The sequence below is a fragment of the Maricaulis sp. ABE4_448 genome (assembly GCF_056160825.1).
This window is the reverse complement of the sequence record NZ_JBSWXX010000004.1, coordinates 169,097-181,907: the sequence shown is the minus strand read 5'-3', so window position 1 is coordinate 181,907 and position 12,811 is coordinate 169,097. Positions and strand designations below refer to the sequence as shown.

The window sequence follows — 12,811 nt, the reverse complement described above, 5'->3', positions numbered from 1 at the left end:
CAGGCGAAACAACACCGGGCGCCGGAGACCTCTCCGGCGCCCGGTTTCTTTTCAGGCGCTGGCCAGGCCGGCAGCCGAACGCGCCAGCTAGCCCGCGCGCGTATGGGCGACGCCGCCATCGACGATCAGGGTCGAGCCGACGACATAATCGCCCGCCCGCGAGGCCAGGAAGATGGCCGCGCCGGCCATGTCCTCCGGCGTGCCGATCCGGCCGGAGGGCACGAAGTTTGACACCATGTCGGCATGATCGCGCGCCGCCTTGTTCATCGAGGAGGCAAAGGCGCCCGGCGCGATGGCCGACACCACGACGTTCGACTTCACCAGTTCCAGCGCCATGCGCTTGGTCAGATGGATCAGGCCGGACTTGGAGGCGGCGTAGGAATAGGTCTCCATCATGCTCACCGACAGCCCGTCGATCGAGGCGATATTGATCACCTTGGCGGGACGGTCCTGCGTGGCGCCGTCCTTCAGCGCGCCGAACAGGGCCCGGGTCAGGAAGAAGGGCGATTTCACATTGAGATCCATCACCTTGTCCCAGCCGCTCTCGGGAAACTCCTCGAAGGGCGCGCCCCAGGCGGCGCCGGCGTTGTTGACCAGGATGTCCAGCGCGCTCTCATGCTCGAGATACTGTTTCGCCAGCGCCTGCGCGCCGTCGGCGCCCGACACATCGGCCGGCAGGGCGATGCAGGTGCCCAGTTCCGACAGACGTTCCGCCGTCGCCAGGCAGTCCGCCGCCTTGCGCGAGGAGATATAGACTTTCGCCCCGGCCCGCACATAGCCCTCGGCAATCATCTCGCCGATCCCGCGCGACCCGCCGGTAATCAGCGCCGTGCGCCCTTCAAGGGAAAACAGAGTATCGAGCATGGGGACCTCCCGCTTTGGATTATTGTGTTGCAGGAAGGGTTAGCCGGGCGCGCGGCCCGTGTCGAGGGGGCGGTATGGAATACCTTCCCGTTCCACGAGAGGCTGTCATCCCGGATGGACGCCCCGCGCAGGCGGGGCGAAAGTCCGGGACCCATAATCTCGCTGCTACTCCACTCGCCGCGGGCAGCAGGCCTGCTTCCGGCGAAGACCGGGCGTATAGGTCCCGGCCCTGCGGCCCGCCTGCGCGGGCCATCCGGCCGGGATGACACGGAAGGGGGCTGTCCTGTCGGTGAGAAGGTGGCCGAAGGCCGGAGAGACGCACAAGCTCACCCCTTCTCCCCACCCGGGGAGAAGGTGCCGCGAAGCGGCGGATGAGGGGCGCGCGCCCGCGCCACAAAGAGTCTTTGAATGGCCGCTCCGCGGCCGCCCCTCACCTTTGATTCCTCTCCCCGGGCGGGGAGAGGGGGCAGTATGGAAAGCGCGCTTACGCCAGCGCGACACGCTCGCCCCGCCTTGGCCCCCGGCCCGCCAGGGCCCGCCAGGCGCGCTCGAGCGGACCCTGCCCGAAGGCCTTGAGCCATAGAGGGCTGGCAACAAGCTGGACGATCCATATGCCCGCCACCCAGACCAGGCGATCGTCGGGGTCGAGGGTGTCATAGGCGACCCATTCCAGACCGGCGAAGATCACCAGAAAGAAAACGGAGTGGAAGATGTAGTTTGACAGCGCCATGCGCCCCACCGCCCGGACCGGCGCGGTCCAGCGCGCCGTTTCATGCCCCCGGAACATCAGGATCAGCCCGCCCAGCAATGCCATCGACGTTGCCGCCGTGCCGGTCATATAGGCAAGGGTCGACAGGGGCAGGCTGTGGCTCCAGCCGAGGAAAGGCCCCACGGTCTCGTGCCCGCCGATCCGGCCCAGCAGTCCGTAGACCAGGGGCGGCAGACCGAAGACAAGCCCGCCCGTAATCAGCCGGCGATAGATCCGCGCATCGGCCCGGGCCTGCAGAATGCCCCAGCGGAACAGCGCCATGCCGATCAGCATGAAGCCCAGGGCATTCCACATGCGGAAATACGGCATGGCCGTCCACTGGATGAACTGGTTACGCCAGACATTGTAGCTGAAGAGGTCCGCATAGCTGCCGGCATAGGCCGCGGCCTCGCTCATCGGCGGATCGCCGATGACCAGCCAGCCGTCGAAGAGCCAGGCTCGAAGCGTCTGGGCGTAAAGCTCCGGCCATTGAAGGAAGGCCAGGTCAACCGCCTTGAACGCCAGCCCGCAGGCCAGCAATACCGGCGCCGAAACGCGCAGGAAGAGCAGCAGGACCGGCGCACTGAGGGCATAGGTGAGCAGGATGTCGCCCGGCCAGATCAGATAGGCATGTGCCAGGCCGATCATGAACAAGACCGCCATGCGGCGCAGGTAGAAGCGGCGGAAGCCCGGCGCGTTGACGCGCCCGTCCGCGAGCAACAGCACGCCAGCCCCGAACAGCATGCAGAAGATCGGCATGAAGCGCTGATCGACCAGGGCGTACTGGATCAGCCAGGCCGCGACACTGAGCCCGTCCACATCGTGAATCCGGGACATCGACGTCCCCGTATGCCAGGGGATGTTCGCAACGAGCATCCCCAGGATCGCCACCCCACGAAGCCAGTCCAGACTGTCAAGCCGCTCTGCCCGCATCGCCGCCCCCTGATTGATATGTTATTACGTTGTATGAAGGGGTCGCCGCGTCACAACTTAGCAAGCTGCTAATATTGCTCACACTTCCGTGAGGCGCTGGCGCGGCCGCGGCGCGACGAGCACCCCCGCCTCCCCTCACGGGGAGACGGGGTGCTCGGAAGAACAGCCCTATTCCGCTTCGCTGTCATAGACGAAGACGGCCTCGTAGACCGGCATCCATCCGCCATCGCCGTCGGCGAAGAAATGGGTGTAGCGCCAGCCGCGCGTCTCCAGCTTTCGGGTCTCGGTGCGGAAGGCGATCTGCGATCCGTCGGCGAGGTATTGCTCGCCCTCGATCCAGGACAGGTTCGCCGCCGCATCGCGTTCACCGCGCCCGTGAGAGATCGCCGTTCCGCCGCCGCCATAGAAACTCCATTCATAAAGCCCGGCCGCCGTGTTGTAGCCGGACACGCCTACGCCCATCGGCGCGCCGGCCGGCGAGAGATGGACGCAGCGCAGATAAAGATCACCGAACACCATTTCGCATTCGCCGCGGCCGGACATCGTCTCGCCGCTTTGCGGATCGGTGGCCTCCCAGCTGAAACCGCCGTCGAAATTCTCCTTCAGCCAGAGATGTTCGGGCGTCGCCTGGGCCGCCGCCAGGGACGAGGCAGAGACAGCGAGCACACAGGCCGCGAGACCGTGGCGCAGGGGGGAGCGGAACGGAGTGGACTTGAACATGGGGGAACTCCTCGTTTCGGGATTGGTATCGACCAGGCGCAATCCGGTGCGGACCACGCTGACCGACATCCTGAAAAGAGGTCCGGTGAGGCGTCTTGCCTATTTGGAAATCGGCGATGCCGTTCACGAAGCGTGAGCGGGCGGGCAAGCCTGCGCCCGCCTCGCACTCCCTTCTCCCCGGCCGGCGAGGGGGGGGGGAGAAAACTTATCCCCGCCCCGCCGGGCCGGGTTAGACTGGCGGGGCTGTTTCTCATTGCCGGATTTCTGCTTTCGCGCGCCGCCTTCCGGGCTCTGGCGCAGCCTTGTCATCCTGTGGCACCGCCATGTCGCACCCATGGGGCTGTTATGAGGGTGCTATAGGGCCGTTATGCGACAGATCCGGCACATCAAAGGCCGGACGGCATCACCATAACCACTTATAATTTCGGAATTTTTCCGGATCACCCCGGCAAGATCAGTCCCGGACCCTTATCAGACCTTCCTGGGCCGTCGAGGCGACGAGCTTGCCGTCGCGGGTGAAGATCTGACCACGATTGAAGCCTCGGGCCCCGCCGGACCAGGGGGCGTCGGTGGAATACAGCAGCCAGTCATCCATGCGCACATCATCATGGAACCACAGGGCGTGATCGAGGCTGGCGGACTGCATCTTGCGCGTCATCCAGCTGACCCCGTGCGGCTGCATGCAGGTCGACAACAGGCCCATGTCCGAGGCGAAAGCGAGCACGGCCCGGTGCATCAGCTGGCTCTCGCCGATCGAGCCGGAGGCACGGATCCACAGATTGCGCACCGGGGCACGCTTGTCCGGATTGACCGGGTTCCAGATCTCGACCGGGCGGATCTCGATCGGCCGCGAACGGGTGAGAAACGTGTAGAGCGGTTCCGGGATATCGTCCTTGTAGCGCAGGAAAATTTCCGCTTCCGAGGGCAGGTCGTCCGGTGCCGGCACATCCGGCATCTCGACCTGGTGCTCCAGCCCTTTTTCCTTGCGCTGGAAGGAGGCCGTCATGTTCAGGATCGGCTTGCCGCGCTGCATGGCGATGACGCGGCGGTTGGAGAAACTGCCGCCGTCATAGTCACGCTCGACGCGATAGATGATGGGAAAATCCTCGTCGCCCGGGCGCATGAAATAGGCGTGCACCGAATGGGCGACCCGCTCGGCTTCGACCGAGCCGACTGCCGACATGAGCGCCTGGGCAATCACCTGGCCGCCAAAGACGCGCCCCTTGCCGCCCGGCTTGCGGGCACCGCGGTAAAGGTCGACATCGATCTGTTCAACATCGAGCAGGACGACCAGCCCCGCAGCCACTTCCTGCGGTGTCGGACGGCGATCCGCCGGCGTGCCGTCCTGCGCGCGTTCATCCCCGTCCATCATGCGGCCTCTTTCACGATTGCGTGTTGCACTGCGGCAAGTCTGGACCGTCCGGAGGCAAATTTCCAGCTTCCGGTACGCCGCAGTGCAGGAGGCAGACCGTCTAGGAAGCGACGAGCTTCAGCGATTTGGTCGGCGCATCCCAGGGCAGGTGATTGTCTTCGAGCATCACCATATTGTCGCGATTGATGATTTCCGGGCGCGCGTGATAGCCCAGCAATTCCTCGACATCCTGGTCGGCATGGCGCGCAAGCACCATGGTCTCGTCGGACGAGAAATTCGTCAGGCCACGGGCCAGCTCGTCACCATCCTCGTCATAGACGTGCAGGACATCGCCCTTCTGGAAGTCGCCATGGATTTTGACGATGTCCTCATGGCCGACACCCGCCTTGCTCTCGCGCAGCTTGGTCGCCGCGTCCTGACGGATCACCAGCCCGCCGGCCCGGTGCAGGCGGTTGGTCAGCCAGACCGCCCAGGACGAAGCCGGCGTCCCCTTGGCGATGCAGCGCGTATGACGGCGCTCGCCCTTGAGGATGCCGGACACGGGGCGCTCGATGACACCCTCGCCGATCAGCGTGTTGACGCCGGCGTTCTGCGCCATGTTGGCGGCGCGGATCTTGGTGAGCATGCCGCCGGAGCCCAGCGAGCTGGTGCCGGCGGTGACCTCGAGATACTCGCTGACATCCTCGACCGTCTCGATGAACTGGGCCTCCGGGTCTTCCGGATTGCGGTCGTAGAGCCCGTCGATATTGGTCAGCAGGATCAGATGGTCAGCCTGGATCATCTGCGCCACCTTGGCCGCCAGGCGGTCATTGTCACCGACGCGGATTTCCTCGGTCGTGATGGTGTCGTTCTCGTTCACGATCGGCATGATGCCGTGCTCGAACAGGCGCTGGATCGTGTTCTTGGTATTGAGGAAGCGGCGGCGCTCCTCCAGATCCTCGAGCGTGACAAGAATCTGGGCGATATCGAAGCCGTGCTCGTGGGCGACCTGCTTGTAGGCATTGAGCAGCAGCGGCTGGCCGCAGGCGGCAGCGGCCTGCTTGTCCAGCACGCCGGCATCTTCCGGTGACTTCTTGATCGAGTTCAGCCCCAGGGCCACCGAGCCCGAGGAGGCCAGCACCACATCATATCCCTCCTCGCGCAGCTGCGCGATATCGGCCAGAAGACCATGCATGAAGGCGTATTTCAGGGTCAGCCGGCCATCATTGGCCAACAGGCTGGACCCGATTTTCACGACGATGCGGTTTCGAACACTCACAAGAGGCTCCTCCGTGGCGCGGAACGATGCTGCTCCGCAAAATGACTGGGCGCAAAATATTTTGCGTTCAAATTTTTTCAACCCCAAACCCCGGACGCAGCCATGCAGTATCGCCGCGCCCGCTTCATAATTTGCAGGGTAAAGCTGAACGATTGCTTGTCATCCGGGCTTTCCGCGCAACCAGAAATATTATTTGAATTCGAAATATATTTTGCTATGTATCCGCCCATCAGCGGCTCGATGCGCTTCCGGCGCGTCGAGCGCATTTGTTGTGGGTCTGTCGCAATCGCGCAAACAGTGCGTAATCTGCCGCCGGGCCTCGACAGCGCAGAAGGATTGGCGATGGACATTCTGATGATCGGTTGCGGGAATATGGGCGGTGCCATGCTGCGCCGCTGGGTGGATGCCGTTCCGGCCAGCTATACGGCCGTGAACCGGACACCGTCCGCGATACCCGCCGGCGCCGGTCATGCAGGGTCTCCGGACGCTCTGTCAGGGCGGAAATTCGACGCCATCGTCATTGCCGTCAAACCGCAGCAGATCGCCGATATCGTGCCGGCCTACATGCCCTTTATGAAGGATGATGGCTGTGTCGTCTCCATCGCTGCGGGCTTTTCGATCGCCTCGATGAAGGCCGCCCTCGGCGACCGGCCGGCGATCCGCATTATGCCCAACCTGCCGGGCCAGATCGGCCGCGGCGTGAACGGGCTCTATGCCGATCCGTCCTGTTCCCCGGCCCATCGCGACCTGGCCGACCGGCTGGCGAAGGCCACCGGCTCTGCCATCTGGCTGGACACCGAGGACGAGATCGACCGGATCACGGCCGTCGCCGGTTCCGGCACGGGCTATGTCTTCGAGATTGCCCGCGCCTATGTCGCGGCGGCCGAACGCCTGGGCTTCGCCCCGGACACCGCCCGCACCCTGGTCATCGAGACCCTGGCAGGTGCGGTGGAAATGGCGGCCCAGAGCGAGACGAGCCTGGAAGATCTGCGCAATTCCGTGATGAGCAAGAAGGGCACGACCGAGGCGGGCATCCACGCGCTGCGCCGTGACGGGCTGCTCGAGCAATTGCTCGTCGAAACCACGGAGGCCGCGTACGCACGCGCCTGCGAATTGCGCTAGTTGCCGCGCCTCCGAAACTCCCCGACACTCCAGACCCCGAGCGAACGAGACATGTCAGATCGTATGCAAGCCTATATCGAACAATTGGGACGCCAGGCAAAAGAGGCGGCGCGCCAGCTCGCGACAGCCTCCACCGAGCGCAAGAATGCCGCACTCACGGCTGCAGCCGCCTCCCTGCGTCTTCACGCCAACGACCTCATCGCGGCCAATCGCAAGGATGTCGAGAGCGTCCGCGAGGCCGGCAAGCCGGACGCCTTCATCGACCGGCTGATGCTGGACGAGGCGCGGATCGAGGGCGTCGCCCAGGCCATCGAGGCCATCGCGACCCTGCCCGACCCGGTCGGCCGCCAGCTGATGTCCACCGAACGCCCCAACGGGCTGCGCATCGAACGCGTCGCCGTGCCGCTGGGCGTGATCGGAATGATCTATGAGTCGCGTCCGAATGTCGGCGCCGATGCCGGCGCGCTGTGCCTGAAATCCGGCAATGCCGTGATCCTGCGCGGCGGCTCGGAAAGCCTCAACTCCACCCGCATCATCGTGGAATGCATGAAGGAAGGCCTGCGCGAGGCCGGTCTGCCGGAAAACGCGATCCAGATGGTCGACACCACCAATCGCGCCGCCGTGCAGCACCTGCTGCAATGCACCGATTATGTCGACCTGGTGATTCCGCGCGGCGGCAAGGGCCTTGTCTCGCTGGTGCGCGACCAGGCCAAGGTGCCGACGCTGCTACACCTGGACGGCAATTGCCACACTTATGTCCACCAGCGCGCCGACCTGACCAAGGCGGCCGCGATCGTGAAGAATGCCAAGCTGCGCCGCACCGGTATCTGCGGCGCGACCGAAAGCCTGGTCGTCGACCGCTCTGTCGCCGGCGATTTCCTGCCCGGCCTGGTCGACAGCATGGCGGGCTGCGAGTTCCGCGGCGATGCCGACGCCGTCGCCATCGACAGCCGCATCCAGCCAGCCAGCGAGGAAGACTGGGACACCGAATATCTCGACAGCTGCCTGTCTGTGAAACTGGTCGACGGGCTGGAAGAGGCGATGAACTGGGTGTCCAATCACTCCTCGGCCCACACCGACGCCATTGTCACCGAGGACGCCGATGCTGCGGCCGCTTTCCTGACGGCCATCGACAGCGCCGTCGTGATGCACAATGCTTCGACTCAATTCTCGGATGGGGGCGAGTTCGGCATGGGGGCGGAAATCGGTATCGCGACGGGCAAGATGCATGCCCGCGGCCCGGTCGGGCTGGAGCAGCTCACCTCCTTCAAATACCTCGTACACGGGGACGGCCAGACCCGCGCCTGACGCCCTGCGTCCAGCCTGTCCCCTTCTGACCATCAACCCAAGGCAAGTTCATGGATATTGAAGCTCTGATCTCACTTGCGCTCTATTTCGTCCTGATGATGGCGATCGGCCTCTACGCCTATCGCAAGTCGACGGACGACGTGTCGGGCTACATGCTCGGCGGGCGCCAGCTGAACCCGGCCGTGGCCTCGCTGTCGGCAGGCGCTTCGGACATGAGCGGCTGGATGCTCATGGGCCTGCCCGGCGCGATCTTCGCCACCGGCATGTCGGAGGCGTGGATCGCCATCGGTCTGATGATCGGGGCCTATTTCAACTATCGCCTGGTGGCGCCGCGGCTGCGCGTCTACACCGAGATCGCCGACGACGCGATCACCATTCCGGACTTCTTCGAGAAGCGCTTTGCGGACCATTCGCGCACGCTGCGCGTGATTTCCGCCGTGGTGATCATCATCTTCTTCACGCTTTACACCTCGGCCGGCGTCGTGTCGGGCGGCAAGCTGTTCGAGGCCTCGTTCGGCCTGGACTACCGCCTCGGCCTGTTCCTGACAGCGGGGGTCGTCGTCGCCTATACCCTGTTCGGCGGCTTCCTGGCGGTGTCCCTCACGGACTTCGTGCAGGGCTGTATCATGTTCGTCGCCCTGATCCTGGTACCGGTGGTGACCATCATGCAGCTGGGCGGGTTCGGCCCGACGGTGGATGCGCTGAGCACGCTGAGTGTGGATGTCGGCGGATGGGAGAAATCCTATCTCTCCATGATCCCGCAGGAGAGTCTCGGCCTCGCCGCGATCGGCATCATCTCCACCATGTCCTGGGGCCTGGGCTATTTCGGCCAGCCGCATATCATCGTGCGCTTCATGGCGGTGCGCTCGCTCAAGGACGTTGCCGTAATGCGCCGCATCGGCATGAGCTGGATGCTGATCACGGTGCTCGGCGCCGTGCTGACCGGTGCTGCCGGCCTCGCCTATGTGAAGAGCCAGAATATCGACGTCGCCGACGGCGTTCCGATCGCCCGCGTGATCGAAGCACCGACCGATGCAACAACGTTCAGCGAGCTGGACAATATCGATACCACCGGCGCCTTCTCGGACGGCGATGTGGTGCTGGGTGACCAGGAGACGATCTTCATCCTGCTTTCCCAGGTGATCTTCCACCCCTATATCGCCGGCTTCCTGCTGGCAGCCATCCTGGCCGCGATCATGAGTACGATCTCGTCCCAGCTGCTGGTGTCGTCGAGCTCACTGACTGAGGATTTCTACAAGATCTTCCTGCGACGGGGCGCCAGCCAGAAAGAGCTGGTTCTGGTGGGACGCCTGTCCGTGCTGGCGGTATCGCTGGTGGCGATCGCGCTGGCCTTCGACCCGGATTCCAACATCCTGAACCTGGTCTCCAACGCCTGGGCCGGTTTCGGTGCTGCCTTCGGCCCGGTCGTCCTGATCAGCCTGTTCTGGCGCGGCATGACCAAGCTGGGTGCGATCGCCGGCATGGTGACCGGGGCCGTCACGGTGCTGGCCTGGATCTACGTCTTCAACCTGTCGGGTGTGATGTACGAGATTGTGCCGGGCTTCATCGCGGCGACGATCGCCATCCTTGTCGTCTCCATGGTGACGAAGGACCCGGAAAGCCACGTCACCGACTATTTCGACGAGATGACCGGCATCCTGAAAAAGGGCGAACTGCCCGGCAAGGAATAGACCGTCCGGTCTCTGGACAGTCACGACAAACAGCAACGGCCGGCGGAGCGATCCGCCGGCCGTTTGCATTGGAACGTCAGCATCAATCAGGTGGGGAAGCGGATCGTGACGCACGCCCCGCCCTGCGCACCCTGTGAACGGGTGAGTTCTCCACCAAGACGCTGTGCCAGAGCCTCCATCAGCGAGGACCCCATGCCCTTTCCGGCACCTTCCGCATAGCCCTTGCCATTGTCGCTGACCGACACGGTCGCCTCGTTCTCGCTGATCCGTTCGAGGCTTACCGTTACCAAACCGGGCTCGGTCATGCCCGGTTCGAACGCGTGCTTGTAGGCGTTTGTCACGGCCTCGGTAATGAACAGAGCAGCGGGAATGGCGATATCGGGATCCAGCTCGACACTATCGGCTTCGACGCGGGTATCGACGTCACAGCCATAAACCGTGCTCGCCTGACGCAGATGGTAGAGCAGCTGCTCGAGGAAAGGCGCCATCTCGACGAACCGCAGATCGTCATTTTCATAGAGCGTCCGGTGTACGAGCGCGAGCGCGTTGATCCGGCCGCCGGCCTCGGACAGAACGCGCCGGGCCTCGGCATCGCTGGTCCGGCGGGCCTGGATATTCAGGAAGCTCATCGTCACCTGGAGATTATTCTTCACCCGGTGATGGATTTCCCGCAGCAGGGCACCGCGCTGTTCCGCTTCGGCCTCAAGCTCGGCCGTCCGGGCTTCGAGATCATTGGCCATGGACGCCATCGTCTCGGCCAGATTACGGATTTCCGCTGGTGCGCGGCTGGCGCGCACGGGCTGCAAACCGAGGCGCCCACTGCCGTAGAGGCGGGCCATGCGGCCGAGATAGGCGAGCCAGCGCAGCACGAAGAAATCAACGGCCAGCGACACGCAAAGCAGCGCCAGCAGCCACATCAGCGATGGGACCAGCACCGTCCCCACAATGTCGAAGCCGGCCCAGCTGCCGAGCAGCAGCGACGGCGCGATCAGAACCAGCTGGATGTCGCGGCCAGCGAGCGGCGCCACCAGAAGCGCGCGGCCGGCCAGGCCGTTCACATTCTCGAGCATGACCGGCTCGCCGGTTTCGCGCACCCGGGCCGGAACACCGTCGGGCAGGCGCGAAATGCGCTCCTCGCGCGGGCCGTCTGGAATATAGGCAAGATTGCCGTCAGCATCGCTCAGGGCCAGGCTGGCCTCCGGCGGCAGTGCCTGCATCTGCAGCAGACTGCGGGCCGGCCGGGTGTCGATATCAACCGCGACTGCGCCGGCAAACTCGCCGTCAGCGGCAAGCCTTCGCGCCACAGTCATCACCGGCCGCTGCACCGTCCACCAGTCCAGATAAACGTCGCTGAAAACCTCGTCCTCGCCCTCGCTCAGCCGCACGAACCAGTCGAGCCCTGCCAGCTGGACGCTGTTGGAATCGATCGTCTCGACCGCAGCACAGACGATGACGCCATCCTGGTCGATCAACTTGATATTGGAGTAGATCGGCTGTGCCGCGCGCACGGCAGCCAGTGTTTCAACGCAGCGACGGCCTGTGAGATTGCCGATATCGGGATAATTGGCCAGCGCGGTGACCACGCCAGACACGCGGTCGAGTTCTCCGGCGAGATCTGCAGACGCCTCGACAAGCGCAGAATGCAGACTTTCGCGCTGCCGGGCGCTTTCCTCGCGGAACTCGATCACGCCCTGCGCGACGGACAGGACAAGGAGCGGGCTCAGGCTGAGCGTCAGAATCGCCAGCAGCTGCAGGCGCAGACCGCGTCCCTGCTCCCGCCCCCCGTCGGATTTCGCGCTCCCGGTCAGCCGGCCGACTGGCATTCGGATATCTGCTCAAGCTCATTGAGAATAGTGTCCAGCGCGTCAGACGCCGAAACGCCGTCCTCGCCGCCGGCCAGGGCCGGGCCTTTCTCGAGCACTTCAAGCAACCTGGCACGGGCACGATTGACCCGGCTCTTCATGGTCCCTACCGCACAGCCGCAGATATCAGCCGCCTCCTGATAGGCGTAGCCGCCCGCACCGACGAGCAGAAGGGCTTCGCGATGCTCGGCCGACAATTCATCGAGCGCCCGGCGCACATCGTCCAGCGCCAGCACGTTATCCTGGTCGACTGCCGCCGGCAGCGTTTCACGCGCTGTTTCCTCGTCCAGCTGGACCTGGCGCCAGGAGCGCCGCTTGTCGGAATAGAACTGGTTGCGCACGATCGTGAGCACCCAGGCCTTGAAATTGGTGTTGGCGCGAAACTGGTGACGCCTGTGCCAGGCGCGCAGCATGGCATCCTGGGCCAGATCGTCAGCCGCGGTCGCATCGCCGGTGAGGCCGCGTGCAAACGCACGCATGTGCGGAATCATGTCATGGAGCAGGGCCTTGAACTCGGTCTCTGGCACCTGCTCGACCGGATTGCCATCAGCCATCCGACACCCCCTGTTCCGCCTTGTCTGCCGTCTTGCCGGCAGGCTCGGCAGCGTCGTCGCCGGCATCGTCCAGCGCGCTGAGGAGTGCTTCGAAATCGTCCGGGACACCTTCGTCCAGAACGCTGTCATACATGTCCCGCAACCGGCGCCCGATGAGTTGCTGCCGCGACCGCGCTGTGTCGGCGTCGACGGATCTGGGCGGGCGGGAATCTGAAGAATCGTCTCTCATGATTTCCATGTTTTCAATGCCGCACGCTTTTACAAGCCTAACACGAACCGGCGAAAAAACACCGTCTCGACGGAGGAAACGCCCCAAGCTGCAATGGGTTCCATCTTTTTTCTGGAACACTGGAACCGCACACGCGCGAATGCGTTATGT

Annotated in this window: 12 protein-coding genes; 3 read left to right on the top strand and 9 right to left on the bottom strand. The window is 64.3% G+C overall.

The features are described 5' to 3' along the window. Positions 1 to 87: 87 nt before the first annotated feature. The 6 genes from ACXAJV_RS12330 to ACXAJV_RS12305 all read right to left on the bottom strand — a co-directional run bounded on the left by ACXAJV_RS12330 (position 88) and on the right by ACXAJV_RS12305 (position 6,245). The gene (locus ACXAJV_RS12330; RefSeq protein WP_475085676.1) at positions 88 to 864 is read right to left on the bottom strand and encodes an SDR family oxidoreductase; all 777 of its coding nucleotides are present in this window, start codon (positions 862 to 864) and stop codon (positions 88 to 90) included. A 484-nt stretch (positions 865 to 1,348) separates the two neighbouring features. Then, complete coding sequence (locus ACXAJV_RS12325) at positions 1,349 to 2,449, bottom strand: DUF418 domain-containing protein (RefSeq protein WP_475085674.1); 1,101 nt, start codon at positions 2,447 to 2,449, stop codon at positions 1,349 to 1,351. Positions 2,450 to 2,713: 264 nt separating this feature from the next. Next, a complete protein-coding gene (locus tag ACXAJV_RS12320) occupies positions 2,714 to 3,265 on the bottom strand; it encodes a DUF1579 family protein (protein WP_475085673.1) in 552 nt (183 codons plus the stop codon). A gap of 454 nt (positions 3,266 to 3,719) precedes the next feature. Next, the gene (locus ACXAJV_RS12315; RefSeq protein ID WP_475085672.1) at positions 3,720 to 4,637 is read right to left on the bottom strand and encodes an acyl-CoA thioesterase; all 918 of its coding nucleotides are present in this window, start codon (positions 4,635 to 4,637) and stop codon (positions 3,720 to 3,722) included. Between the two features lie 100 nt (positions 4,638 to 4,737). Further along, a complete protein-coding gene (proB, locus tag ACXAJV_RS12310; RefSeq protein WP_475085671.1) occupies positions 4,738 to 5,895 on the bottom strand; it encodes a glutamate 5-kinase in 1,158 nt (385 codons plus the stop codon). Positions 5,896 to 5,972: 77 nt separating this feature from the next. After that, positions 5,973 to 6,245, bottom strand: a complete 273-nt coding sequence (locus tag ACXAJV_RS12305) for a hypothetical protein (protein ID WP_475085669.1) — start codon at positions 6,243 to 6,245, stop codon at positions 5,973 to 5,975. Here ACXAJV_RS12305 and ACXAJV_RS12300 point away from each other — a divergent pair. The 3 genes from ACXAJV_RS12300 to ACXAJV_RS12290 are packed head-to-tail and all read left to right on the top strand — an operon-like array spanning position 6,238 to position 10,016. Next, complete coding sequence (locus ACXAJV_RS12300) at positions 6,238 to 7,017, top strand: pyrroline-5-carboxylate reductase family protein (protein WP_475085668.1); 780 nt, start codon at positions 6,238 to 6,240, stop codon at positions 7,015 to 7,017. The genes ACXAJV_RS12305 and ACXAJV_RS12300 overlap by 8 nt on opposite strands. A gap of 51 nt (positions 7,018 to 7,068) precedes the next feature. Next, positions 7,069 to 8,325 carry a glutamate-5-semialdehyde dehydrogenase gene (locus ACXAJV_RS12295; protein ID WP_475085666.1) on the top strand — a complete coding sequence of 419 codons (1,257 nt, stop codon included), beginning with the start codon at positions 7,069 to 7,071 and terminating at the stop codon, positions 8,323 to 8,325. A 50-nt stretch (positions 8,326 to 8,375) separates the two neighbouring features. After that, on the top strand, positions 8,376 to 10,016 hold the full coding sequence (locus ACXAJV_RS12290) for a sodium:solute symporter family transporter (protein WP_475085665.1): 1,641 nt from the start codon (positions 8,376 to 8,378) through the stop codon (positions 10,014 to 10,016). Between the two features lie 86 nt (positions 10,017 to 10,102). Here ACXAJV_RS12290 and ACXAJV_RS12285 read toward each other — a convergent pair whose 3' ends face one another. The 3 genes from ACXAJV_RS12285 to ACXAJV_RS12275 are packed head-to-tail and all read right to left on the bottom strand — an operon-like array spanning position 10,103 to position 12,661. Further along, positions 10,103 to 11,839: a sensor histidine kinase gene (locus ACXAJV_RS12285; RefSeq protein WP_475085663.1), complete on the bottom strand. Its 1,737-nt coding sequence runs from the start codon at positions 11,837 to 11,839 to the stop codon at positions 10,103 to 10,105. Continuing rightward, positions 11,821 to 12,432, bottom strand: coding sequence for a sigma-70 family RNA polymerase sigma factor (locus tag ACXAJV_RS12280; RefSeq protein ID WP_475085662.1), 612 nt, complete (start codon positions 12,430 to 12,432; stop codon positions 11,821 to 11,823). The genes ACXAJV_RS12285 and ACXAJV_RS12280 overlap by 19 nt, the downstream gene beginning before the upstream one ends. After that, positions 12,425 to 12,661, bottom strand: a complete 237-nt coding sequence (locus ACXAJV_RS12275; RefSeq protein WP_475085660.1) for a NepR family anti-sigma factor — start codon at positions 12,659 to 12,661, stop codon at positions 12,425 to 12,427. The genes ACXAJV_RS12280 and ACXAJV_RS12275 overlap by 8 nt, the downstream gene beginning before the upstream one ends. Positions 12,662 to 12,811: the final 150 nt, after the last annotated feature.